Here is a 22,281-nt window from a genome sequence, read left to right as displayed (position 1 = left end):
CAAGCACCATGAACCAGACAAGCACAACCACGCCGGCCTCGCTGCACGGCCTCGTTGCCGTCGTGACCGGTGGCGCCAAGGGCATCGGCCTGGGCATCGCCCGCGAACTCGCGCAGGCCGGATGCCGCATCGCGCTGTGGGACTTCGACGAGGCGGCGCTGCAGGCAGCCGAGCAGACCCTTTCGGACGAAGGCTTCGACGTGCGGACCTTCCAGGTCGACGTCAGCTCGGTGGAACAGGTGGAGGCGACCGTGGCCCGGCTTCTCGCGTCTCATGGTCGCATCGACATCCTGGTCAACAACGCAGGCATCGGCGGCGACAAGCTGGTCTCCAAGATGGATCTCGCGTTCTGGACCCGAGTGATCGAGGTCAACCTCCATTCGCAGTTCATCTGCTCCAAGGCGGTTTTGGCACAGATGGCGCAGAACCGGTTCGGCCGCATCATCAACATCGGCTCGCGCGCATGGCTGGGCAACCGCGGCCAGGCGGCCTACTCCGCCTCCAAGGGCGCCGTGGTGAGCCTGACGCGCTCGCTGGCGCTCGAATATGCGCGCAAGGGCATCACCGTGAATGCCATCGCACCCGGCATCGTGGAGACGCCGCTGTTCGAGACGCTGACCGAGGAGGTCCGCCAGGGGCTTCACAAGACCGTGCCGATGGAACGCATCGGCCAGCCGCAGGACATCGGCCGTGCAGTCCGCTTCTTTGCGGAACCCGGCTCCAGCTACGTGACCGGCCAGCTCCTGTACGTCTGCGGCGGGCGCAGCCTCGGCAGCCCCTCGGTATAGCGCGTCGAACTCGCGACATGAGCAATCCAACAAGACTGGAGATCGCATGCTCGCCAACGCATTGAGCGGTTTGAAAGTGATCGATTTCACGCAGGTGATGGCCGGTCCGACCTGCACGCTGTGCATGGCCGACCTGGGCGCCGACGTCGTGAAGATCGAAGCGCCTGCCGGCGATCTCTCGCGGGCCCTTTCGCCCTGGGTGCAGGGCGAGGGGGTGGCCTTCATGGCGCTCAATCGCAACAAGCGCAGCGTCGTGCTCGACCTCAAGCACCCCGAGCACCTGCAGGCGGCGCAGGCGCTGGTCGCGCAGGCGGATGTGCTGGTGGAGAGCTTCCGCCCCGGCGTGATGGCGCGCCTCGGGCTGGACTACGCCGCGGTGTCCGCGGGCAATCCGCGGCTCATCTACTGCTCGGTCTCGGCGTACGGCCAGCACGGCGCCAGCAGGGATCTTCCCGGAGTCGACGGCGTGCTCCAGGCCGTGAGCGGCCTGATGAGCGTCACCGGCGCGCGCGACGGGGAGCCGTGCAAGGTGCCGGTGCCGGTGGTCGACCTGGTCACGGGGTCGCTGGCAACCATCGCGGTCCTGGCCGCCCTCGCGGACCGGCAACGCACGGGCCTGGGGCAGCACGTCGAAGCCAGCATGTTCGCGAGCGCCATCGCGCTTCAGCACGTGAGCTTCGCGTCCTACTTCGCTGACGGCCAGGTGCCAGGGCCGCAGGGGCATGCCGCGCCGTATTCGACCCCGAACGAGGCCCTGCGCTGCGCCGACGGATGGATCATGGTGGCGGCCTACCACCCCGCACGTTGGCAGGCCCTGTGTGCCGCCACAGGCGCGCCGGAATTGGCCCGCGATCCGCGCTTCGCCGACAACAAGAGCCGCCTCCAGCACCGCGAGACGCTGCTGCGCCTGCTCGAAGCGCGCATGCTCGCGCATCCCCGCGCCTTCTGGCTGGAGAAGTTCGCGGCCGTGGACATCATCTGCGGCCCCATCAACAACTATGCGGAGGTGGCGCAATCCGCGCCCTTCCTCGAAGCGGCGCTCGCGGAGCAGCTGCAGCATCCGGTCGCCGGGCCGATGACGCTGCCACGCAGCGTGCTCGGCGCGGTCGGCGAGCGGCCCCGGGCGCGACGCCCGGCCCCCACGCTGGGCCAGCACACCCGGGAGGTGCTGGCCGAGCTCGGCATGCCGGCCGCGGCCATCGATTCGGTGATCGCGCCCAGCCCTTCCCAGAACTGAAGCACAACCATGCCCATCGTCAAGACAGTCCAGAACGGCGTCGCCGTCGTCACCCTGAATCGGCCCGAGGCCATGAACTCCATCGACCCGGAGTCGAACGAGCAACTGCTCGCGATCTGGGACGAGGTGTCGAACGACGAGGACATCCGCGTGCTGGTCCTCACGGGTGCAGGCGAGCGCGCCTTCTGCACAGGCGCGGACCTCAAGAAGACCATGCCGCCCGCCGACAGCGCGGCGCGGCAGGTCTTTCGCTGCGGAACCGGGCATTTCAACTTCGGCACGCTGCAGACCGACAAGCCCGTCATCGCCGCCATCAATGGCTACGCCCTGGGCGGCGGGCTGGAGCTGGCCTTGCTGGCGGACATTCGCATCTGCTCCGACAACGCCCGCTTCGGCTTGCCGGAAGTGCGGGTCGGCAGCATCCCGGGCGCCGGCGGCACGCAGCGCCTGATCCGCGCAGTCGGCCAGTCGGACGCGATGTGGATGCTGCTGACCGGTGAACGCATCGATGCCGCGGAGGCGTTGCGGATCGGATTGGTCAGCAAGGTGGTTCCCTTCTCCGAACTGAAGCAGGCAGCCCTGCAGCTCGCAGGCGCGATGGCAGCCAATGCCCCGCTGGCGATGACCGCCGCCAAGCGCCTCGCGATGAACGGACGCGAACTGCCGCTGGCGGGCGGGCTGGCCCTTGAGCGCCAGGCCTTCGGGCTGCTCAGGGACAGCGAAGACCGGCTGGAGGGGCGCCGCGCCTTCGCCGAGAAGCGTCCTCCGGTATTTCGCGGCCGCTGAAATGCCTCGCCCGGAAGACGGATGCGTCTTCCGGGCGAGCCTTCGATCTGCTCGCACGCACGAGTCGACGCTCGAACAAGCGATGTGAGCCTTCCCCTGGAGCATCCCGTGAAGAAATCGCCTGCCGCCTGGCTGAACACCCTCGCACTCATCGTTGCCGCGTTCGTCGGCGCATCGCCGGCCATCGGGCAGCAAGCCGGCCGCCCACCCGCCAGGATCCTGGTCGGCTTCTCGCCCGGTGGCACGCTCGACGTGGTGACACGCGCGCTTGCCGATCAATTGCATGGTCCGCTCGATCGCACCGTGGTGGTGGAGAACAAGCCGGGCGCCGGCGGGAAGATCGCGATCGATGCGATGCGCTCCGCTCCCGCCGACGGCAGCGTGGCCATGCTGTGTCCCGACTTCCTCGCATCGATCTACCCCTTCGTCTTCAACAAGCTCAACTACGACCCGCAGCGGGACATCCTGCCGGTGTCAACGGTGGTCGAGTTCCCGATGGCACTGGCCGTGCCCTCCTCCTCGCCCGTCAAGACCTTCGGCGAATACGCCCAATGGGTGCGCGCGCATCCGGAGAAAGCCAACTTCGGCCACGCGGCATCGGGCGGCCCGACGCACTTCCTGGGACTTCAGATCGCCAGGATCATCGGCACACCACTGCAGGACATCCCTTTCCAGGGCGCAGCGCCGATGATCGTGAATCTGACGGGCGCCAATGTCGCGGCGGGCACCTCCACGGTCGGGGACTTCGCGCAGCACCACAACGCCGGCAAGCTGCGCGTGCTGGCCGTCACCTCCGCACGACGCTCGCCGCTGCTGCCGGACGTGCCGACCTTCGGCGAACTCGGCCGCAAGGAACTCACCGCAGTCGGCGTGCTGGCCATCTGCATGGCCCCCGGCACGCCTGCGGCCGTCGTCTCCGAATGGAGCGCTGCCGTGCGCAAGGCGGCAGCCACAGAGCAGTTCGCGAGCAAGGTCCGCATGCTCGGCTTCATGAACACGGGAAGCTCGCCCGCCGAAGCGCGCGCCAGGTTCGGCGAGATGCGCGTGTTCTGGGAGCCGGTCGTCAAGGCCTCGGGATTCAAGGCCGACTAGCGCGATGACGCGATGACGTGCTCCTCGCGCTCCGCCTAGCGCACCGAGCGGATCCAGTCCCGAAAGAGCCGGACCGGCGCCGTGGCCGCCTTCAAAGGGTCGCAGACGAGGTAGTAGCCGAGCTCCGTCCTGGCGACGTGGTCCACCGCCACCACGAGGCGCCCGGTGCGCAGGTCCTCCTGCACGTACGCCCGCTGCGCCATTGCCACGCCCAGGCCGTCCGCTGCGGCCTGGTAGCACAACGCGGCATTCGCCAACGCGATTCCCGGCAGGCATGGGGTGTCCGCCAGGCCGGCCGAGCCGAGCCACAGCGGCCAGGCTTGTGGCCGCATCATGGAATGCAGCAGGTCGGCCCGCAGCAGATCGCCGGGCACCTGGAACTGACCCGCCAGGGCGGGTGCGCAGACCGGGACGAACTCGTCGTCGAACAGGTGGTCGAGCTCGACATCGGCCCACTCGCCCATGCCGTGCCGTATCGCGCAGTCGGCGCCTTCGAGCCGGACGTCATCCGCGAGTGCGATCGTTGCGATCTCCAGGGCGATGTCGGGATGAAGCGCATGGAAGCCGTTCAGGCGGGGAACCAGCCAGCGGATGGCAATGCTCGGAGGCACCTTGAGGCGCAGCCGTTTCTCCCGCTGGCTGTCGGCCAGGTCGCCCAGCGCGTCGTGCAGGCGATCGAAGGCGTCGCAGACGCGCGTGGCGAGTCGTTCGCCCACCGCGGTGAGTTCGATCTCGCGACCGGCCCTCTGGAACAGCTGCACGCCCAGCCCCGCTTCCAGCAGCTTGATCTGCTGGCTCACGGCACCGGGAGTGACGTGGAGCAACTGGGCGGCTCGCGATACCCCCTTGGCCCGATACACCGCATCGAACGCCCGCAGCGGGCTCAGGAGCGCGCGAAGGTTCTGCATGACAGGATGAGATTTCCGGAGAACTCAGTGCTGGCTGAAGAGACAGCTGCCTGCCTCGGCACTCGCACACATCGGCTTCAACATTTCTGAATGCCGATGGTGCGGTTCAGGAGTTCCTCGTCCTCACGCAGCGCGGCTGCCGAGCCGGCATAAGCGGCAACGCCCCGCTCCAGCACGATGACATTTGTGGAGAAGTCGAGAACGACGTCGACGTGCTGCTCCACGAGGACGCAGCCGACTCCGAGCTGGTCGCTCATCCGGACGATGGCGTCCATCAGTTCCTCGCGCACCATGGGAGCGAGGCCCTCCAGCGGCTCGTCGAGCAGCAGAATGCGCGGCTGGCCAACGAGTGCCCGTGCCACAGACAGCATCTGCTGCTCTCCGCCCGACAGCTGCGTGCCACCGTTTCGCCGCCGCTCCTTGAGCCGCGGGAACAGTGCATAGACCGGCGGCAGGGCCACGCCGGCCGAGCGCCCCTGCAGGCCCGACAGCAGGTTCTCCTCCACCGTCAGCGAAGGAAAGATGTCCCGGCCCTGCGGCACGTAGCCGAGCCCTGCCCGTGCCCGTGCGTACGTGGTGGCGCCGCCGATGTCGTTGCCGCCGAAGTGGATGCGGCCCTGCATCAGGTCCGCCAGGCCGATCGCGGTTGCCAGCGTGGTGGTCTTGCCGGCGCCGTTGCGCCCGATGAGGCCCAGGCGTTCGCCTTCGCGCACGCTGAAGCTCAGATGCTCGACGACTGGCACGCCGGCGTAGCCGGTCGTGACGTCGTCGAACCGAAGTTCAATGGGAGGGCTGGGCATGGTGAGCGTCTCGTCCGAAGTAGATTTGTTTGACTTGTTCGTTGGCCGCGACTTCCTGCGGCGACCCCTCCACCATCACCGCGCCGGCAACCAGGACGATGATGTGCGAGGCGAAGCGGAACACCAGGTCCATGTCGTGCTCGATGAGCAGGACCGACAGATCCTTCGGCAGGCCCTCGATGGCGCTCATGATGCGGCCGCCTTCTCCCTGCGGCACGCCCGCGCCGGGCTCGTCCAGCAGCAGCACCTCGGGCTTCATGGCGAGCGCGAGCGCGATCTCCGCAAGCCGCTGCTCGCCGAGCGCCAGCCGCCCGACCACCCGGTTCGCATAGGGGCTCAGGCCCAGCATGCCGAGGGTCTCGTGGACCTCGTCGTGCACGCGCGCGGAACGCGCCGGCGAAGGCCACCACTGCATGGAGGCGCGCAGCCGCTGGAGCACCGCGACCCTGACGTTGTCCGCCACGCTCAGGTCCTTGAACAGGCGGCTGATCTGGAAGGTGCGAACGATGCCGCTGCGCACGCGTGCGTACTGCGGCAGCTGCACGATCGAGTGGCCGTCGAGCTGGATGTCGCCGGACTTCGGACGGATCGCTCCGCTGAGCAGGTTGACCAGCGTGGTCTTGCCCGCGCCGTTGGGCCCGATCAGCGCCGTGCGGGCACCCTGCGGGAGGGACAGCGTGACGTTCTGCGTGACGGCCAGGCCGCCGAAGGAGTGGCACAGGTTGCGGGTTTGCAGACGGGGAGTCATCGGGCTCCTCCGTTGCCGCCCAGACGCCTGGCGTATGCCGCAGCCCGGTCCAGGAGCCCGATAAGACCTTCGGGCAGGACGATGAGCACGACGATCAGCATCGACCCGATGACGAACAGCCAGTGATACGGGTTCAAGGTCGACGCGATGTGGTGGATGGTCATGTACGCGACGGTGCCGAGCACCGCACCGGCCAGGCGGCGCGTGCCGCCCAGGACGATCATGACCACCACACCCGCGGACGTCGTGAAGTCCAGCATGAAGAGATTGGCCACCTTGCTGGTCTGTGCCGTCAGTGCGCCCGCCAGCCCCGCCACGACGCCGCCGACGGTGTAGACGGCCAGCAGGTGCAGGTACACGCGCCCGCCGAGTGCCTGGACGCGCCCCGGGTCCTGCCGGATCGCCCTGGCCGTCAGGCCGAAGGGCGACTCGGCCAGGTTGCGCACCAGGAAGTACACCAGCACCAGCGCGCCCAGCGCGTAGAAATAGCCGGTGTGCCCCATGAAGTTGAACTCCCAGAGGCCGAACAATGGGGCGACCTCGAAGCCGGCAAGTCCGTCGTCGCCGCCGGTGAGCCACCTGGCCCAGTTGGCGAGCTCGAGCAGCAACTGCGCCACGGCGATGGTGAGCATGACCAGCGTGAGCTTGGTCGAGCGCAGCATGACGGCACCGCTGAGCAGCGCGATCAGCCCTCCGCCCAGGCCGCCGAGCAGCAGCCCGGCGACGGGATCGGTCGTCAGGTACAGCGCGGTCCATCCCGCGACGTAGGCGCCGGCGCCATACAGCGCGGCCTGGCCAAGTGTCGCGATGCCCGCCTGTCCGAGCACGAGGCTCAGCGACAGTGCAAAGATCGACATCGTCGCCATGTTGGTCAGCAACCCGAGGTCCTGCGGGAACACCACGAAGGCCAGCAGCCCCGCGAGCGTCAGGACGATCTCGCCGCGCAACTGCTTCCACGGGCGAGCACGGGGCGGCGCAGCCATCGCCATGGGCGGAATCACCGCGCTCATGCCTGCCTCCCGAACAGCCCCTGCGGGCGGAACAGCAGGACGACGATCATCGTCAGGAAGAAGGCAGCCGATGCGAGCTGCGGAACCATGTATTTCATCGAGGTCTCCACGATGCCGAGCAGCAACGCTGCGAAGAAAGAGCCAAACAGATTTCCGTTTCCTCCGACGGCCACGACCGCCAGGAGGATCACCAGGTACTTGGAGGCGTAGGTCGGCTCCATCGGCAGCATCTCGGCACCGGCGATGCCGCCCAGCGCCGCGAGCGCCGCACCGATCGCGAAGGTGGCCGCATAGATCCTGGTCGTGTCGATGCCGATGGCCCGGGCGATCGGCGCGTTGTCGACCGCGGCGCGCACCCGGATGCCGAAGGACGACCGGTCCACGGCGAGCCACAGGACGGCGACGACCACCAGCCCGCAGGCGACGACGATGAGCCGGTGCCGGGGAATGGAGCGAAACCCCAGGTCCACCGAGCCGCCGAATGCCTCGGGAAGCGCGACGGATGTCACCGACGATCCGAACATCAGGTTGACCGCCGCGGTCGCGACGAACATCAGTCCGATCGTCACCAGCATCTGGTCGAGATCGTCGCGGCGGTAGAAGCGGCGCAGCAGGGTGCGCTCGAAAAGCACCGCCACCAAGGCCACGACGGCGATCGCTAGGACGAAGCCCAGCCCGACGGGCACGCCCAGGCGCTGAGGAATGCTCGCCGCGAGAAAACCGCCGAGCATCGCGAAGGCGCCATGGGCCAGGTTCACCACACGCATCAGGCCCATGGTCATCGACAGGCCCACGGTGATCATGAACAGGATCATGGCGTACGTGACGCCGTCGACCAGGATGCTGCTGAGAAGCGCAAAGGACATGCTGCAGTCCCTGCGTTACTTGGCCGCGCCCTGGATGCGTCCGTAGTCGGGCTGCATCTCGAAGGTCCGGAACTCGCGGTTGACGAAGCGCCCCGAGGAATCCTTCTCGACCACCCGCATGTAGACGTTCTGCACGAACTCGCGGGAGGCCGGATCGATCTTCACCGGACCGCGCGGGCTCTCCCAGGAAAAGCCCTTGGCGGCGGCAAGAGCCTTGGGCCCGTCGCGCTTGCCGTTCGTCGCCTTGACCATGTGATAGATCACATGCAGGCCGTCGAACGCATTCGCGAGCTGGACGGTCGGGATGGCCTTGGGCGCCACTTCGGCCAGGGCCTTGACCGCGGCATGGTTCAGCGGCGAGTTGTGCGTCGCCGAATAGAACATGCCAGTCTCGATTCCCAGCAGCTCGGGGCCGATCGCGCGAAGTTGGTCTTCATCCGTCTCGCCCGTGCCCAGGAAGCGCACGCCCGCGGCCCTCAATCCCGCTTCGTTGTAGGCCTTGATCATTGCGTAGGTGGCCGGCCCTCCGGGACCGAAGACGTAGAGCGCATCGGGCTTGAGCGCCTTTACGCGCTGCATCAGGGGGCCGAAGTCCGTCGTCTTCAGCGGCGCGCGGATGGCCTCGAGCAGCTTGCCGCCTCCGGCGACGAAAGCGGTGTTGAAGGCCTTCTCGGCGTCGAGGCCGGGACCGAAGTCGCTGACCAGCGACACGACGTTCCTGATGTTCTTCTCGAGCGCATACTTGGCCACCGGCACGGCCATCTGCGGCAGCGTGTAGGAGGTGCGCAGCAGGTAGTCGGACTTCTCGAGAAGCGAGGAGGTCGACGCATTGAAGATCACGACGGGCACCTTCGCCTCCTGCGCGAGCGCGGCGACGGCCAGGGTATCGGGCGTGAAATACAGGCCCGCGATGTACTGGGCGCCTTCCTTGATGATGAGCTCCTGGGCCAACGCCTTGGCCTGCGCGGGATTGATGTCCGGCAGGTCACGGTACACGACCTCGATCGTGTGTCCGCCCGCAGTGGTGCCGTTGAGCTTCTGGTAGGCCTTGGTCGCTCCCTCCCAGGTCTGCCCCACCGCGGAGAACGGCCCGGACATGGGTGCGATCACACCCACCTTGACGACGTCGGCGCGGCTTTGCAAGGCCAGCGTCGCGAGTGAGACCGCGATCGCGGCAATGAGTCTGAGGGTCATCTTCTTCTCCAGGTAGTGGGGTCGCTGGCGGGGCATGCGCCCGGGTTTTGACGAGAGGTGGGTCGGGAATCGTGGGGCACGGCCTGGCTTCAGGCCGGGACGCCGTGCGACTGCGCTGCTTCGGTCGCCTGCAGGGCGGCGTCGCGGGGCATCAGGGTCGCGTACTTCTGGTCCATGTCGAAGAGGTTGGCCTCGTGCGCCTGCAGCGACCGGTCGCCCACGCAGTCCGTGACGACCAGGGGGCGAAAGCCGTGACACATGGCATCGACCACGCTGGCGCGGACACACCCGCTGGTGGTGCATCCCGCGATCAGCAGCGTCTGCACGCCGCGCTGGGACAACCAGGAAGCCAGCGAAGTGCCGAAGAAGGCCGAGGGATGGATCTTGCGCAGCACCAGCTCGCCGCTGCGCGGCTGCAGCTGCGCGACGACCTGGCTTTGCGGCGCGTCCTCCCGCAGGGCCAGGATGGACGGCACCTTGAGCGCGAAGATGTTGGCGTCGGCGCCATCGTCCTGGTACACGACGCGCGTGTGGACGATGGGCCATCGGCGCTCGCGTGCGGCAGCCAGCAGGCCGCGCGTGCATTCGATGGCCGGCTCGATGTTGCCGCCGCCGAACGTGAGCGGATCGGCGAATCCGTTGACGAAATCGATGATCAGCAGGCCGTACGGCGCCTTCGGTGCGACGGCGTTGCCGAAGCCCTGCTTCTGGTAGATGTCCGGATCGGCGTTCATTGGAAGGCCTCGTCGATGACCTTGCCGTCGCGAACCACGACGACGTCGTCGAGCTTCACCGTGCAGTTGCGCAAGGGAATGTCCAGGTGGCAAGGCGTGGTGCGAGGCCCTCCGGCCTCGTTGTTCGGGCCCAGCGAGAACAGGAAGTTGCCTTCGAACGCACGCGCGTCCTGCCCGGACGTGGCTTCGCGGTCCACCAGCGACAGCGTGTGCCAGTAGCAGCGCGGCTGCATCCCCCAGCCGATGTGCGCGATCGCGTAGGCCTCGGGGTCCTTGTAGGCCTCCATGAACTCGCGCAGCAAGGCGGCGTCGATGTCACCTTCGATGCTGCGCACGAAGCCTTCGCGCAGATGCATGGTGATCCTGTCCGAGACGTAGTTCTTCTGCGGCAGCAGGATGTCGCCGCGGTCGATCACGATGGTGCCGTCGCTGCCGCCTTCGTTGGCGAAGGTGAAGAGGAAGCCGCTGGGCCAATGGTCCCAGCGCCCGGGCTCCTCGCAGAAGCCGTACTCGGAGATGGTCGGGTAGTCGCCGAGCTTGAAAGTCACGTCCGTGCCGGCCGGCGAGGTCACATGCATCTTCCTGGCGGCCTTGAGCAGCTTCGATGCGGCGAGCACGCGTTCGCGATCGGCCTCGGTGGGCACCGCCCGCACCAGCACCTCGGGCGGCTCGACGGCCAGGAGGATCTTCGTCCCCGACTCGAGGATCTCCATCTGCTCGGGCGAGAACAGCAGCAGCATCAGGTCCAGGACGATGTCGCTGTTCTTCATCGCCGCGAGCGCGACAGGGTTGTTGGTGAGGGGCGTCTCCCCCAGGTAGTTCATCAGGTCGCGGCTGGGGGCCTTCTCCGCGTTGATGGGCTGCAGCTCGATCCTGGTGACGACCGCGCCCGCGGCCTGCGCCGCGATCGTCGCGGTCTGCAACGTCTGCGGATGGGTGTGGGGTCCGCACAGGATCGAGACCTTCTGTCCGCGCTCCACCTTGCTGAGCTTCAGAACCTCGTCCCAGGCCTTGACCATTTGATAATCGCTGACTGGCATTTTTCGTCCTTTGTTTGAAAGTGTCAGATCTGCAGGAGCGCAAGGTCCTGCGGGCTGCCCAGCTTGAAGAGCCGGCGGGCATTGCCGTGACACACCTGCTCGCGGGTGCGCGCGTCGAGCGGCGCCTGTTCGATGAAGGCGCAGGCCTCGGCGGTGGACTCATAGGGGTAGTCCACGGAGAAGAGCACGGCCTGGGCGCCGAGCTCGCCGATGGCGCCCAGCAGCGCCGGCGCGGAGCACACGCCGGACGTCGTGATCAGGATGTTGCTGCCGATGTACTCGCTGGGCTTGCGTGCCAGCTTGATGCCCGAGGGGTAGGCGGCGAAGCGGCTGTCGATGCGCCAGCGTTGATACGGCAGGGCCTCGCCCATGTGGCCCAGCAGCAGGGTCAGCCGCGGGAAGCGGTCGAACACCCCGCCGAACAGCAGGCGCAGTGCATGCCCCGCCGTCTCCACGCCCCAGCCCCAGGTGGCTCCCTGGAGCACCGGCATGCCCTCCAGCAACGCCGGCGGCTGGCTGAACGCGTTGGGGTGCAGGTAGATGGGCACGCCGAGTGCCTCCGCGCGCTCCCAGAACACGTCGAACTCGCTGCCTTCGTAGTAGCGGCCCAGGGTGTGGCCGTTGATCAGCGCGCCCTTGAAGCCGCACTCGACGACGGTGCGCTCGAGTTCTCGGGCTGCGGCCGCCGGGTCCTGGAGCGCGACGTGCGCGAAGGCGCCGAAGCGCTGCGGATGGCGCGCCACGCGCTCGGCGAGGAACTCGTTGTTCTCGCGTGCGCGCCGCACGGCGGCGGCGCCGTCCGCCTCGGCCTGCACGCCGGGCATCGTCTGCGACAGCACGGCGTACTCGATGTTTGCGGCGTCCATCTCGGCCAGGCGCTGGTCGTCGAAATCGCTGAGCCTGGCATCGAGCCGCGCCACGAAGTCGGCCGGCAGCGCGCGCGTGTACTTGGCGGAGTACGCATCGAAGCCGGGGGCGGAGAAGTGCTCTTCGAGCGCGATCTTGGGGGTTTGATTCATTGTCGTCCTCATTGGATTCAGGCCGGGTACGCCAGGGCCGTGTCGAGAATTTCCGTGTCGTGCACCACTTCGCGGCTGGCGATGAGCAGCCGTTCGCCGTCGCGCACAAAGCGGTCGTGGTAGATGCCCGCGAGATGCACGGTGGAAGGCCCCTCGACCAGCGTCTGCATCAGGATGAAGGGGGTCTGCGAGCTGATCGTCTCGCCCGTCTCTTGCAGCACGCGCGTGATCCCCAGCACATGCAGCATGTGCCGTGGCGCGAACATCTGCGAATGCGCCACGGCGAGCGCGCGGTCGGTGATCATGTCCAGGCCCTCGCAGTAGACGAGGCCCACGGGCATGTCCAGCAGCGCGTTCTGGCGCGAGGTGATCCGGTAGGTCGCCTCCTTGCTGAAGAACTCGGGCCAGCGCTCGATGTCGTTGGCATCGAGGGCGGCGCAGTACTCGACATGGAAGGAGTCGACCTCCGCGCGCAGCTCGGCCGCGCGGCGCGGCGAGATCGTGGATCTGGCGTAGGCGAGCCGCTCTTTCATGCTGCCACCTCCGCGACACGGATGCCCATGACGTCCCGGTAGTACTGGTAGAGCGACCGGATGCACGACTCCGAGATCAGGTTGCGCGCCGTTCCCTGGTGGCCTGCATCGAGCTTGACGACGTTGTTGTCCGTGGACGAATTGCGGATGCCTTCCTGCACGAACTTCAATGCCTCGTTGTCTTCGAGGCCCAGGAAGCCGGAGGGGCCCATCAGGTTGCCCTGCCGAAGGCGGTGCCGCGTCATCTCGGGCGTATCGTCCTCGTAGCCGAACATGGTCCACTGCATCACCATGCTGTTCGGGCCGTTCGGAATGATCTGGCGCACACCCATCGTGTTCATCTGGCGCTGCACGATCAGGTTCGGCCACATGGTCATCATGTTGGCGGACCAGGGCGAATCGAACTCGCGCACGTAGTCCAGAAACCGCTCGTCGCGCAGCCGGAGCTTGTCGCTGAACGACCGCATCTGCGCCTTGTCGTCGGCGTCGACCGTGGCATAGACCTGGTCGGGCTTGGACGACGCCATGTAGCCGTGGCGGCCATGTTCCTTGTCGGCGAAGACGATCGACTTGATGCCAGGCACCAGGAGGCCGAACACCACGAGGAACGAATGCAGCAGCGTCGCGTGGTATGGGTCCTTGAGGTTCTCGTGGTACATCTTCCAGTTGCACGGAAGCTCGTTGCGGCAGTAGCCCAGGATCCTGAGCTTGCGGCCCGAGAACGGAACGTCGAACTCCTGGACGATCTCCTTGGTCATGTACTCTTCCAGTGGCGGCGTCTTGTCGGAGTAGGTGGCGAACACCACGCCGTTGCGCGTGGCCACGCGCAGCTGCCGGGTACCGTGCTCCGCGTTCTTGAAGTCCGGCGGCATGCCGCCGACCTTGTTGATGCCGCGCTTGAACGGAACGCCCTGCAGGTTGCCCTTGAGGTCGTACGACCACTGGTGGTAGGGGCAGACGAACTCCTTGGCGTTGCCGTGGCTGGAGCGACAGAATTCGGCGCCGCGGTGGGCGCAGCGGTTCTCGAAGACGGAGATCGTGTGGTCTTCCGCGCGAACGATCACCACGGCCGTTGCGCCCACGTAGCCTCGCTTGTAGTCGCCGGGATTCGGGATCTCGGCTTCCAGCGCGACGAAGTTCCAGGTGTCGCCCCGGAAGATGCGCTCGATCTCCTGGTCGTAGATGGCCTGGCTGGTGTAGACCCAGTCCGGAATGTTGTTGAGCGCGTCCGCGGGCCAGACGCACTGTTCCAGGGGCGGGTTCTTTCGGGCATTCGTGATGCCGATGACCGCCTGCGATTGATACATGAAAGCTCCTTAGGCTCTGAGGTGTGGTTGAACGGTGGAAGGGGCGCCGCCTCGCATCTGCTTGGCCCATGCGCGCAGATCGGTGGCGTCCCGCTGAAATTCGTCGAGCAGCACCGGCTGGCGCTGCTCGAAGAGGGGCCGAATGGCGCGCAGATCGGCACCGGCGTTGATGGCCACGCCGTGCAGCGGAACGGCACCGCGATGGCCGATCCACAGCACCTTGCCGGTGGCCGGATCGCCTCGGCGCACGTATTCGAGACCGGGGGCCGGCAGGCCCAGCATCTGGATGTTGTGCCGGCCCTGGTCGGTCCAGAACCAGGGCACCGCCGGTGCCGGGCTGGTCGCACCGAGCATGGCGGCCGCGGCGGTGCGGGCCTGCTCGTTGGCGTTCTGCCAGGATTCCAGGCGCGTCGGCGTCGCGTGCCCCGGGCGTTGCTGGCTGGTGCAGTCGCCGCACGCGAACACGTGCTCGTCGCTGGTGCGGCACTGCGCGTCGACCAGAACGCCACCGCCCGCCGCGATCTCCAGGCCCGCATCGCGGGCCAATGCGTCGTTGGGCGAGAGGCCGATGGCCACGACGATCTCGTCCGCCTCCAGGTCACCGGCATGGGTCGACAGGCGCATGCGGCCATCGGGCAGAGGGTCGACGCCTTCGAGGGCGGTGCCGAGCAGGAGCCGCGCGCCTGCCTGCCGCAGACCGGATTCGAGCCACGCCGACGCTTCCGGCGGAAGAAATCGATCGAGCAAGGACTTCGCGCGCTCGACCACGCTCACCGCCGCACCGGCCGACAACGCGGAGCTGGCGATCTCGAGGCCAAGAAAGCCGCCACCCAGGATCGCGACCCGCGGCTTGCCCTGGAGGGCGGCGCGCAGCCGTCGCGCGTCGTCGAGGGTGCGCACGTAGTGCACGTGCGGTCGGCCCGCCGGTGCAGACGCCAGCATGCGGGCCTCGCCGCCCGTGGCGAGCAGGCACATCTCGTACGGGAGCACCTGGCCGCCGGCAAGGCGAACCTGCCGCTTCGAGAGATCCAGGGCCACCGCATCGCTGCTGCTTCGAAGATCGATGTCGCCAAGTTCCCATGCGTCCTGCGAAAAGACGCCGAGGCTCGGCTCCTCGGCCGCCACCAGCACGGCCTTGGACAGCGGGGGCCGCTCATACGGCTTGTGGCGCTCCCTCCCCAGCATCGTGATGCGTCCGCGGTAGCCGTGTTCGCGCAGCGCATGGGCGGCGACCGCCGCAGCCTGGCCCGCACCAACGATGACGACGCCGGGCGAAGTCATTTCGCGGCCGACGACATCACGTAGATGTCATCGCCTTCCTGCTTCACGGCGTGAGTGCGCAGGTCCACGGTGACCGGCGCGCACATCGCCCTGCCCGTGCGGATGTCGAAGCGGCCCTGGTGCAGCGGGCATTCGACACAGCCGTCCTCGACATAGCCCTCCGACAGCAGCGCGGTGGCATGCGTGCACATGCTGTCCGTGGCGAAGAACTCGTCGTCGATACGAAACAGCGCGACGCCGTGGCCCGCGACGTTGACGGTTTTCGCTTCATCGTTTTTCAGCTCTCGCGCCGAAGCGACTTTGATCCAGTTCATGGCTCCATCCGGGGATTTTCCGGACCCTTCAAAATTAGTCAGTGAACTGTCATATTAGTTGGACTCATATGTGATTTCAAGTACGGGTTTTTACTGTCCGACGTTGCACCAGATTGGATCCGAAAGGCAGACAAATAACGCCACAGAAGCGATTTATGCCAATGCAGATGCACCACTTTCGAGATGTTTCCTAGTTAGGGTTTGCATCGACGGCAGGCTGCTTCCATCGCGCCAGCATCGGTCATATACTTGTGAAAGTGAACTGTCATATCGTGCGAATCAAATGTCGAAACGCACGTTGGCGATCAAGCCCTTGTGCGGGGTACGGCGAAGAGACTTGTTCTTGCGCGCCGATCACCTGGGCATTGCCGGGCATGGGCGGACTCGATGGAGTCCGGCACCAGGAAACCAGTCAAGGAAAAGGAAACGCATGGACCGAGCAGACATTCCGGCGAGGCTGTTGAAGCGCGAGGGCATCGGCGCCCGGGTGCCTCGCAAGGAGGACGCGCGCCACCTCGTGGGAAAGGGCAACTTCGTGGGCGACTTCGTGCTGCCTGGCCTCCAGGAGGTCGCGTTCCTGCGCAGCCCGCTCGCGCACGCGGTGGTCACCGGCGTCGACATTCCAGAGGCGCTCGCGGGGAAGGTGTTCCTGCGCGAGATGATGTCGGATGCGGCGGACATCGGATCGCCGTCTTCGGTGCCCACCTATCAGTACTCGGCGCTGCCGCCGCTGGCTTCGGGCAAGGTCCGTCACGTCGGCGAGGCCATCGCGATGGCGGTGGCACCGACACGCGCCATGGCGGAAGACCTGCTGGAGGAAGTGGAGGTCTCGTACGACGAACTGCCCGTGTACCACAGCGCGGATTCCGCGCTCGCGGCCACGGGGGAGTTCATGCACCCTGACTGGAAGGACAACGTCTTTCTCACGCTGCGGACTGATCGCGACTTCGAAGCACTCGCCGCGAAGGCCGAGGTGAAGGTCAGCCGCACGGTCGAGCTGTCGCGCCAATGCATCGTGCCGCTGGAGGGCAAATCTGTCCTGGCCTACTGGGATTTCCAGACCGACCAGCTCGTGGTCGTCAGCGCCACCCAGGTCCCGCATCTGCTGCGCGTGGGCATCGCCCAGCACCTCGCGATGAACGAGGAAGCCGTGCGGGTCGTGTCCCCGGACGTCGGCGGCGCCTTCGGCTACAAGGGACAGCTCTATCCCGAGGACCTCTGCGTCGCCTGGCTGGCCAAGACGTATCGCACGCCGTTTCGCTACCTCGAGGATCGGCGCGAGCACCTGATCGTCGGCGCCAACACGCGCCAGCATCACTACCGGCTCACGGCCTATGCGGACCGCACGGGCAGGCTTCTGGCGCTGGACGCCGTCATCACCATCGACGGCGGCGCCTATTCCTACTATCCCTTCTTCGTCGGCCTGGAGCCTGGCCAGGCGATCGGCAATCTGCCCGGGCCCTACAGCTTCCGCGGCTATCGGTGCGAGACCCTGTGCGTTGCGACCAACAAGCCCGGCTTCATGGCCTACCGTGGCGTCGCGCGCACCGGCGTCTGCTTCGCGATCGAGCTGCTCATGGACGCCGTGGCCCGCGAGGTGGGGCGTGAGCCGTGGGAGGTACGGCTGGAGAACCTGGTTCCGGCCTCGGCCATGCCCTATGTGAACGTGGCCAACAAACACTTCGACAGCGGCGACTTTCCGGCAAGCCTGCGCCGCGCCGTGGAGATGATCGGACTGCAGGCCGTGCGCGAGCGCCAGGCGCGCGGCGAGCCTGACGGGCGGCTGATCGGCTTCGGCACCGCCACCTATACCGAGCAGTCCGCCCACGGCACGACGGTGTTCGCGAACTGGGGCCTGCCAGTGGTGCCCGGCTTCGACCAGGCGGTCGTCAGGATGACCGCGGACGGCGGACTCGAAGTGCGTGTGGGCGTGCACTCGCACGGCCAGGGCATGGAGACCAGCTTCGCGCAGATCGCCAACGACGTGCTGGGCATTCCGGTGGCAAGGATCCGGGTGGTGCACGGGGACACGGCACTCACGCCGTTTTCTTCGGGCACCTACGCCTCGCGCGCCACCGTCATGTCGGGAGGCGCCATATCGGTCGCGTGCAAGGAACTGCTGCCGCGGATCCAGTCGATCGCAGGCTACCTCATGGGTGTGGATGCGCAGACCGTCGCATTGATCGAAGGACGCGCCGTGTCCGGCGACAAGTCGATCCCGCTTTCGGAGGTCGGGGGCGCGTGGTACCTCACGCCGCAGGACCTGCCTGCCGACGTTCATCTCGGCGGCCTGGAGGTGTCCCGTGCGTACAAGCCCAACGTCGATACAGGCACCTTCACCTATGCAACGCATGCGGTGGTGGTGGCCGTCGACACCGAAACCGGCGAGGTCGAGATCCTCGACTATGTGGTCGTGGAGGACTGCGGGACCATGGTCAATCCCATGATCGTGGAGGGCCAGACCATCGGCGGCATCGCACAGGGCATCGGCACCGCGATGTACGAGGAGAGTCCGTACGACGAACAGGGCCAGCCGCTGGCTTCCACCCTGGCGGACTACATCCTGCCGGGTGCCACCGAGGTGCCGCGCATCCGCATCGACCATTTCGAGACACCGTCGCCGCACACCGAATTCGGAGCCAAGGGCGTCGGCGAAGGTGGCGCGATCGCGCCGCCGGCGGTGATCTTCAATGCGGTGAACGACGCCCTGCGCGGCACCGGTGCTGCCGAGGTGCTCATGACACCGCTGACGCCACGCCGCTTGCTCACGGCCCTCGAAAGCGCGAATCGCGAACAGGAGCACGCCCGATGAAAGCGCCGAAGTTCGCATACACGCGCGTTCTCGAGGTCGGCGAGGCGATCGCCGCACTGGCGGCAGGCGCAGGCACCGCGAAGGCCATGAGCGGGAGCCAGTCCCTCGGCCCGATGCTCAACCTGAGGCTGGCGCGGCCTGCTCAGGTGGTCGACGTCGCGCAGATTCCCAGCCTGCGCACTGTCAGCCGCAAGGCCGACTGGATCGAGATCGGTGCCGCCGTCACCCATGCGGAGATCGAGGACGGCACGCACCCGCCGCTGGCCGCGCACCCCATGCGCCAAGTCGCAGGCGGGATCGCCTACCGCGCGATCCGGACCCGAGGCACCGTGGGTGGCAGCCTGGCGCATGCCGATCCCGCGGCTGACTGGGTGGTGGTACTGGCGGCACTCGGCGCGCGGATAGTGGTCAGGTCGCCGCGCGGCGAACGCACGATCGACGCCGACGCATTCATGCTCGGCGCCTACACGACCGTGCTCGAGTCCGATGAACTGATCGTGTCGGTCGCCGTGCCTTCGGAGACATCCTCCATGCATTGGGGATATCACAAGGTCTGCCGCAAGCCGGGCGAGTTCGCGGAAGCCAGTGCGGCGGTGTATTTCGACGCTTCACGCGAGCGTGCGCGCATCGTCCTCGGGGCTGCCGACGGCCCTCCCCTGCTGCTGCATCCGCTCGCAGCCGAGATCGCGCACAACGGTGCCGCCGCGGCCGGCCGCGAGTCGTTGCGGGCAGCCGTACGCGCCGCGCTCCCTGAACGCGACGCCATCGACCAGAAGCTCTTCACCGCCTGCCTGGAGCGCGCACTTGAGCAGTCCGGCGTCCTGGCCGGTGCCAAACACGCGGAGTAAAAAGACTTGGACCCCATTTCCATTCAAGTGAACGGTCGCAGCATCTGCCGACCGGCCGAGCCCAGGGTGCATCTGGGCGATTTCCTGCGCGACGAACTGCGCCTCACCGGAACGCACCTCGGCTGCGAGCACGGCGTGTGCGGTGCCTGCACGGTGCTCGTCGACGGCCAGCCCACGCGCTCGTGCATCACATTCGCCGTGGCATGCGAAGGCCGGGAGGTCACCACCATCGAGGGCTACGACGACGACGCGGCGATGCAGCGACTGCGGCAGGCATTCACGCGCCACCATGCGCTGCAGTGCGGTTTCTGCACGCCGGGAATGCTGGCCACGGCGCGCGACATCGTGCTTCGCTTGCCCGATGCCGACGAAGCGCGCGTGCGCCTCGAGTTGTCGGGCAACCTGTGCCGCTGCACGGGTTACCAGGGCATCGTCGACGCCATCCTGGACGTGCTCCAGCAGCAACGCGACACCCCCGACGCGCAGTTCGAGAAGCTGCGCCAGAGACTCGTCGCACCGCGAACGGTCGCGCTGAAACGCGTCGCCGCGGCGACGCCCGCCGAATCGCCGGTACCGTCGCCTGGCAGGACCGCGGCATCCGATCCGGCCGCCGCGGCGGACATGGCAGAGGTCGATCCCGTGGCGATGGCCAAGGCCAAGGCGAAAGGCAACGCCATCGAGGTCCATTTCGACGTGCCTCATCCGATCGACCGGGTGTGGGCATTCATGGGGGACCTGCCCGCGGTGGCGTCGTGCCTGCCCGGCGCGACCATCGACTCGCACGAGGGTGAAAGGGTCAAGGGCACGATCGCCATCAAGTTCGGGCCGATGTCCGCAGCCTTCGCCGGCGCGGCGCGGCTGGAACGCGACGATGCCGCCAGGCGTGCCGTCCTTCGAGGCGCGGGCCAGGACAGCCTCAGCAAGTCGCGCACCCAGGGCGACATCACCTATCGGCTCGAAGCGCTGGCCGCCGACAACACCCGGGTCCACGTGGACATGGTCTACGCGCTTCAGGGGCCGCTCGCGCAGTTTTCGCGCTCGGGGCTCGTGAAGGACTTCGTACGCCGCATGGTGGCGGACTTCGGCAAGCAGATCTCGCGTCGGCTGAGCGGCCAGGCGGCTTCGGTCGACGAGCCGCAACCCACGGTCTCCATGGCCGCAATGATGTGGAGCGTGTTATGGAACCGCATTCGAGGCTGGTTCGGGAGGCCGCCGCAGTCCTGAGACTGTTCGTGCCGGGTGCCGCATCGCTTCCAGCGCAACGGCGAAGGTTCGTGTCGATGCCGTTTGCGCCGCCAGTCGGGGCGGGAGCGGCTGGTGAATGAAACACCACGGAGTCGCAATTGAGTTCATTTCTTCATGGCTACCACGTGCGCGCCAACGGGGTTCGGCTGCACCTGCTGCGCTATGGCGGGCAGGGCCCGCGCATGCTCCTGTTGCCCGGCATCACGAGCCCGGCCATCACATGGGGCTTCGTCGCCGAGCGACTGGCCCGCCACTTCGACGTTCATGTTCTGGACTTCCGCGGGCGGGGCCTGTCCTCCAGCGTGCCCGGCATCGACGCCAGCCTCGATGCCATGGCGGGCGACGTGCTCGACCTGCTGGAGGTGCAGGGGTGGTCGTCCGTCACGCTGCTGGGGCACTCCATGGGGGCACGCGTCGCGATCCGCGCCGCGTCGCGCGACGCGCGCCGCCTCGACAGGTTGCTGCTGATCGATCCGCCCGTCTCAGGCCCCGGCCGCCGCCCCTATCCCGTGCCGCTGTCGTGGTACGTGGATTCCATCCGGATGGCCACCCAGGGCATCACGGCCGACGGGCTGCGTCCCTACGCACCGACCTGGACGGACGAGCAGTTGCAGCTACGGGCCGAGTGGCTCCACACGTGCAGCGAGGAGGCGGTGGTCCAGGCGCATGCAGGTTTCCACGGCGACGACATCCACGCCGATCTGGCGAGGTTGCAGACACCCGGGCTGCTCATGACGGCGGGGCGCAGCGGCGTGGTGCTCGCCGAAGACCTGGCGGAGATCGGAAACCTCGCACCCCACCTGAGGCAGTGCACGGCCCGCGACGCCGGCCACATGATCCCGTGGGACGACGAGCTGGATTTCCACCGCCTGTTGGGCGAGTACCTCGAGGTCGGCCTGCTGTAGCGGCTGGCGTTCTCGTTCCTTTTGCATATGGGGGAGCCGATACACTCGCCGGCTGACACTATTGGCGATCTCGAGATGATGACGAAGCGTTCTCCCGCCCGGAAGAAGACAGGTGGCACCACCGAGGTGGAGGCGGCAAAGCCCAAGGGTCCAGAGCCATTCAATCCGCTGCGCGAAGTCATGTGGCGGCGTCCGGGCTTCCTGATCCGCCGGCTCACTCAGATCGGGCAGGCGATCTTCTTCGATCTGTGCAAGTCCGAGAGCATCACGCCGCTGCAGATCGGCATGTTGACCGCGCTTTCGATGAATCCGTGGCTCGATCAGAAGGCCCTCGGCCGCGAGCTTTCACTGGATCGAACGACGACGGCCGAAGTGGTCAAGCGCCTGGTCGACAAGGGGCTGGTCGAGACCCGCGTCAATCCGGACGATCGCCGGTCGAGGCTGTCGGTGATCACCAAGGACGGACTGAACCTGATCAACGACCTGCAGGACAGCATCCACCGCTCGCAGGAACTCTTGATAGAGCCGCTGTCACCCGAGGATCGCGCCGTCTTCATGAAGCTGCTGGCTCAGCTCGTGGATGCCCACGAGAAGATGGAGAAGCAGGGCTAGCCCGTCTGGCTTGAACCTTCGCCTCGTCCCGCCGGCTGCCTGGCGCCCCTGTCCGGCCGAGCCGAATTTTTCATTTACCTTGGATCTGCTTCGAAAGAAAAATCGAGATGAGCTACACCGCCCCCATCAAGGACATGCTGTTCGACATCGAACACCTGGCCAACATCGGCGAGATCGCGAAGCTGCCGGGCTTCGAGGACGC

General features: G+C 67.0%; 23 protein-coding genes. 10 read left to right on the top strand and 13 right to left on the bottom strand.

Translation table 11 applies throughout. From position 1 onward, the window contains the following. The first annotated feature begins 8 nt into the window (after positions 1-8). The 4 genes from BMY35_RS36550 (at position 9) to BMY35_RS36535 (ending at position 3,903) form a co-directional block, all read left to right on the top strand. Positions 9-788, top strand: coding sequence for an SDR family NAD(P)-dependent oxidoreductase (locus BMY35_RS36550; protein WP_093209879.1), 780 nt, complete (start codon positions 9-11; stop codon positions 786-788). Positions 789-834: 46 nt separating this feature from the next. After that, positions 835-2,025 carry a CaiB/BaiF CoA transferase family protein gene (locus tag BMY35_RS36545; RefSeq protein WP_093209877.1) on the top strand — a complete coding sequence of 397 codons (1,191 nt, stop codon included), beginning with the start codon at positions 835-837 and terminating at the stop codon, positions 2,023-2,025. 9 nt (positions 2,026-2,034) lie between these two features. Continuing rightward, positions 2,035-2,811, top strand: coding sequence for an enoyl-CoA hydratase/isomerase family protein (locus BMY35_RS36540; protein WP_093209875.1), 777 nt, complete (start codon positions 2,035-2,037; stop codon positions 2,809-2,811). Positions 2,812-2,919: 108 nt separating this feature from the next. Then, a complete protein-coding gene (locus BMY35_RS36535; RefSeq protein WP_240652319.1) occupies positions 2,920-3,903 on the top strand; it encodes a Bug family tripartite tricarboxylate transporter substrate binding protein in 984 nt (327 codons plus the stop codon). Between the two features lie 35 nt (positions 3,904-3,938). On the opposite strand, the gene BMY35_RS36530 is transcribed toward BMY35_RS36535, so the two are convergent. From BMY35_RS36530 to BMY35_RS36470, 13 genes are all read right to left on the bottom strand, one after another. After that, positions 3,939-4,811, bottom strand: a complete 873-nt coding sequence (locus BMY35_RS36530) for a LysR substrate-binding domain-containing protein (RefSeq protein WP_093209872.1) — start codon at positions 4,809-4,811, stop codon at positions 3,939-3,941. A 77-nt stretch (positions 4,812-4,888) separates the two neighbouring features. Further along, positions 4,889-5,611 carry an ABC transporter ATP-binding protein gene (locus BMY35_RS36525; RefSeq protein WP_093209870.1) on the bottom strand — a complete coding sequence of 241 codons (723 nt, stop codon included), beginning with the start codon at positions 5,609-5,611 and terminating at the stop codon, positions 4,889-4,891. Further along, positions 5,592-6,359, bottom strand: coding sequence for an ABC transporter ATP-binding protein (locus BMY35_RS36520; RefSeq protein ID WP_093209868.1), 768 nt, complete (start codon positions 6,357-6,359; stop codon positions 5,592-5,594). Before BMY35_RS36520 ends, BMY35_RS36525 begins: the two co-directional genes overlap by 20 nt. Beyond that, positions 6,356-7,369: a branched-chain amino acid ABC transporter permease gene (locus BMY35_RS36515; protein ID WP_093209866.1), complete on the bottom strand. Its 1,014-nt coding sequence runs from the start codon at positions 7,367-7,369 to the stop codon at positions 6,356-6,358. Before BMY35_RS36515 ends, BMY35_RS36520 begins: the two co-directional genes overlap by 4 nt. Then, positions 7,366-8,235 (bottom strand): branched-chain amino acid ABC transporter permease, encoded by an 870-nt coding sequence (locus BMY35_RS36510; protein WP_093209864.1) that lies wholly within the window; start codon positions 8,233-8,235, stop codon positions 7,366-7,368. Before BMY35_RS36510 ends, BMY35_RS36515 begins: the two co-directional genes overlap by 4 nt. Positions 8,236-8,250: 15 nt before the next feature. Further along, positions 8,251-9,429, bottom strand: coding sequence for an ABC transporter substrate-binding protein (locus BMY35_RS36505; protein ID WP_093209862.1), 1,179 nt, complete (start codon positions 9,427-9,429; stop codon positions 8,251-8,253). Positions 9,430-9,518: 89 nt separating this feature from the next. Continuing rightward, entirely contained in the window at positions 9,519-10,163 is a 645-nt protein-coding gene (locus tag BMY35_RS36500) for an isochorismatase family protein (RefSeq protein WP_093209860.1), read from the bottom strand. Continuing rightward, a complete protein-coding gene (locus BMY35_RS36495; RefSeq protein ID WP_093209858.1) occupies positions 10,160-11,203 on the bottom strand; it encodes a 2,5-dihydroxypyridine 5,6-dioxygenase NicX family protein in 1,044 nt (347 codons plus the stop codon). The genes BMY35_RS36500 and BMY35_RS36495 overlap by 4 nt, the downstream gene beginning before the upstream one ends. Before the next feature lie 23 nt (positions 11,204-11,226). Next, a complete protein-coding gene (locus BMY35_RS36490; protein WP_093209857.1) occupies positions 11,227-12,222 on the bottom strand; it encodes an amidohydrolase family protein in 996 nt (331 codons plus the stop codon). A gap of 17 nt (positions 12,223-12,239) precedes the next feature. Then, a complete protein-coding gene (locus BMY35_RS36485; RefSeq protein WP_093209855.1) occupies positions 12,240-12,755 on the bottom strand; it encodes an aromatic-ring-hydroxylating dioxygenase subunit beta in 516 nt (171 codons plus the stop codon). Next, on the bottom strand, positions 12,752-14,062 hold the full coding sequence (locus BMY35_RS36480; protein WP_093209853.1) for an aromatic ring-hydroxylating oxygenase subunit alpha: 1,311 nt from the start codon (positions 14,060-14,062) through the stop codon (positions 12,752-12,754). Before BMY35_RS36480 ends, BMY35_RS36485 begins: the two co-directional genes overlap by 4 nt. A gap of 9 nt (positions 14,063-14,071) precedes the next feature. After that, complete coding sequence (locus BMY35_RS36475) at positions 14,072-15,343, bottom strand: NAD(P)/FAD-dependent oxidoreductase (protein ID WP_093209851.1); 1,272 nt, start codon at positions 15,341-15,343, stop codon at positions 14,072-14,074. Next, positions 15,340-15,657: a non-heme iron oxygenase ferredoxin subunit gene (locus BMY35_RS36470; protein WP_093209849.1), complete on the bottom strand. Its 318-nt coding sequence runs from the start codon at positions 15,655-15,657 to the stop codon at positions 15,340-15,342. The genes BMY35_RS36475 and BMY35_RS36470 overlap by 4 nt, the downstream gene beginning before the upstream one ends. Before the next feature lie 430 nt (positions 15,658-16,087). Between BMY35_RS36470 and BMY35_RS36465 the strand changes: the two genes are divergently transcribed. The 6 genes from BMY35_RS36465 to BMY35_RS36440 all read left to right on the top strand — a co-directional run. Continuing rightward, a complete protein-coding gene (locus tag BMY35_RS36465) occupies positions 16,088-18,469 on the top strand; it encodes a xanthine dehydrogenase family protein molybdopterin-binding subunit (RefSeq protein WP_093209847.1) in 2,382 nt (793 codons plus the stop codon). Continuing rightward, positions 18,466-19,317 carry an FAD binding domain-containing protein gene (locus BMY35_RS36460; protein ID WP_093209845.1) on the top strand — a complete coding sequence of 284 codons (852 nt, stop codon included), beginning with the start codon at positions 18,466-18,468 and terminating at the stop codon, positions 19,315-19,317. The genes BMY35_RS36465 and BMY35_RS36460 overlap by 4 nt, the downstream gene beginning before the upstream one ends. Positions 19,318-19,323: 6 nt before the next feature. Further along, positions 19,324-20,541, top strand: a complete 1,218-nt coding sequence (locus BMY35_RS36455) for a xanthine dehydrogenase family Fe-S subunit (protein ID WP_093209843.1) — start codon at positions 19,324-19,326, stop codon at positions 20,539-20,541. A gap of 119 nt (positions 20,542-20,660) precedes the next feature. Further along, a complete protein-coding gene (locus tag BMY35_RS36450) occupies positions 20,661-21,467 on the top strand; it encodes an alpha/beta fold hydrolase (RefSeq protein WP_093209841.1) in 807 nt (268 codons plus the stop codon). 75 nt (positions 21,468-21,542) lie between these two features. Next, entirely contained in the window at positions 21,543-22,079 is a 537-nt protein-coding gene (locus BMY35_RS36445; RefSeq protein WP_093209839.1) for a MarR family winged helix-turn-helix transcriptional regulator, read from the top strand. 107 nt (positions 22,080-22,186) lie between these two features. Further along, a partial coding sequence (locus tag BMY35_RS36440) for an acyl-CoA dehydrogenase N-terminal domain-containing protein (RefSeq protein ID WP_143080830.1) occupies positions 22,187-22,281 on the top strand: 95 nt, incomplete at its 3' end.

Origin of the sequence: Variovorax sp. YR750, assembly GCF_900109805.1 — a bacterium.
GTDB classification, from domain to species: Bacteria; Pseudomonadota; Gammaproteobacteria; order Burkholderiales; family Burkholderiaceae_C; genus Variovorax; species Variovorax gossypii.
This window is presented reverse-complemented; position numbering and strand designations above follow the sequence as displayed.

Bases quoted from the DNA above. Each gene is read 5' to 3' on its own strand.
- BMY35_RS36475 (WP_093209851.1), bottom strand. From the start codon at position 15,343: ATGACTTCGCCCGGCGTCGTCATCGTTGGTGCGGGCCAGGCTGCGGCG.
- BMY35_RS36500 (WP_093209860.1), bottom strand. From the start codon at position 10,163: ATGAACGCCGATCCGGACATCTACCAGAAGCAGGGCTTCGGCAACGCC.
- BMY35_RS36445 (WP_093209839.1), top strand. From the start codon at position 21,543: ATGATGACGAAGCGTTCTCCCGCCCGGAAGAAGACAGGTGGCACCACC.
- BMY35_RS36485 (WP_093209855.1), bottom strand. From the start codon at position 12,755: ATGAAAGAGCGGCTCGCCTACGCCAGATCCACGATCTCGCCGCGCCGC.
- BMY35_RS36525 (WP_093209870.1), bottom strand. From the start codon at position 5,611: ATGCCCAGCCCTCCCATTGAACTTCGGTTCGACGACGTCACGACCGGC.
- BMY35_RS36480 (WP_093209853.1), bottom strand. From the start codon at position 14,062: ATGTATCAATCGCAGGCGGTCATCGGCATCACGAATGCCCGAAAGAAC.
- BMY35_RS36530 (WP_093209872.1), bottom strand. From the start codon at position 4,811: ATGCAGAACCTTCGCGCGCTCCTGAGCCCGCTGCGGGCGTTCGATGCG.
- BMY35_RS36465 (WP_093209847.1), top strand. From the start codon at position 16,088: ATGGACCGAGCAGACATTCCGGCGAGGCTGTTGAAGCGCGAGGGCATC.
- BMY35_RS36545 (WP_093209877.1), top strand. From the start codon at position 835: ATGCTCGCCAACGCATTGAGCGGTTTGAAAGTGATCGATTTCACGCAG.
- BMY35_RS36460 (WP_093209845.1), top strand. From the start codon at position 18,466: ATGAAAGCGCCGAAGTTCGCATACACGCGCGTTCTCGAGGTCGGCGAG.
- BMY35_RS36510 (WP_093209864.1), bottom strand. From the start codon at position 8,235: ATGTCCTTTGCGCTTCTCAGCAGCATCCTGGTCGACGGCGTCACGTAC.
- BMY35_RS36515 (WP_093209866.1), bottom strand. From the start codon at position 7,369: ATGAGCGCGGTGATTCCGCCCATGGCGATGGCTGCGCCGCCCCGTGCT.
- BMY35_RS36520 (WP_093209868.1), bottom strand. From the start codon at position 6,359: ATGACTCCCCGTCTGCAAACCCGCAACCTGTGCCACTCCTTCGGCGGC.
- BMY35_RS36490 (WP_093209857.1), bottom strand. From the start codon at position 12,222: ATGAATCAAACCCCCAAGATCGCGCTCGAAGAGCACTTCTCCGCCCCC.
- BMY35_RS36470 (WP_093209849.1), bottom strand. From the start codon at position 15,657: ATGAACTGGATCAAAGTCGCTTCGGCGCGAGAGCTGAAAAACGATGAA.
- BMY35_RS36495 (WP_093209858.1), bottom strand. From the start codon at position 11,203: ATGCCAGTCAGCGATTATCAAATGGTCAAGGCCTGGGACGAGGTTCTG.
- BMY35_RS36550 (WP_093209879.1), top strand. From the start codon at position 9: ATGAACCAGACAAGCACAACCACGCCGGCCTCGCTGCACGGCCTCGTT.
- BMY35_RS36540 (WP_093209875.1), top strand. From the start codon at position 2,035: ATGCCCATCGTCAAGACAGTCCAGAACGGCGTCGCCGTCGTCACCCTG.
- BMY35_RS36505 (WP_093209862.1), bottom strand. From the start codon at position 9,429: ATGACCCTCAGACTCATTGCCGCGATCGCGGTCTCACTCGCGACGCTG.